Consider the following 520-nt stretch of genomic DNA (forward strand, 5'->3'; position numbering starts at 1 on the left):
GCAGCTGTTAATGTTGTTTTACCGTGGTCAACGTGGCCGATAGTACCGACGTTTACATGCGGTTTAGTACGTTCAAATTTTGCTTTTGCCATTGTCTATTCCCCAGCAAAGTACATTAAAGTTAAGTTTTTATTGAAATGGAGGAGAGAAATGTGTGGTGCTGATAGGCAGATTCGAACTGCCGACCTCACCCTTACCAAGGGTGCGCTCTACCAACTGAGCCATATCAGCATTTCACAAAAATGGAGCGGACGGCGAGAATCGAACTCGCAGCATTAGCTTGGAAGGCTAAGGTATTACCACTATACGACGTCCGCACTATTTGCTCTCATACCATATCAAGCAAAAAAGTGGTGGAGGGGGCTGGATTCGAACCAGCGAAGGCGGAGCCGTCAGATTTACAGTCTGATCCCTTTAGCCACTCGGGAACCCCTCCAAGATTGATGGTGCCGACTACCGGAGTCGAACTGGTGACCTACTGATTACAAGTCAGTTGCTCTACCAACTGAGCTAAGTCGGC

1 protein-coding gene and 4 tRNA genes are annotated in these 520 nt (G+C 47.9%); all 5 read right to left on the bottom strand.

Annotation, left to right across the window (positions count from 1 at the left end; genetic code table 11):
* A partial coding sequence (locus L0668_RS20560; RefSeq protein ID WP_017173303.1) for a GTP-binding protein occupies window positions 1-92 on the bottom strand: 92 nt, incomplete at its 3' end.
* Window positions 93-155: 63 nt separating this feature from the next.
* Window positions 156-231 (bottom strand) — tRNA-Thr (locus tag L0668_RS20565).
* Window positions 232-243: 12 nt separating this feature from the next.
* Window positions 244-317, bottom strand: a tRNA-Gly gene (locus L0668_RS20570).
* Window positions 318-351: 34 nt separating this feature from the next.
* A tRNA-Tyr gene (locus tag L0668_RS20575) sits at window positions 352-436 on the bottom strand.
* Between the two features lie 8 nt (window positions 437-444).
* Window positions 445-520 (bottom strand) — tRNA-Thr (locus tag L0668_RS20580).

The organism is Paraglaciecola algarum, from assembly GCF_021532655.1.
GTDB classification, from domain to species: Bacteria; Pseudomonadota; Gammaproteobacteria; order Enterobacterales; family Alteromonadaceae; genus Paraglaciecola; species Paraglaciecola algarum.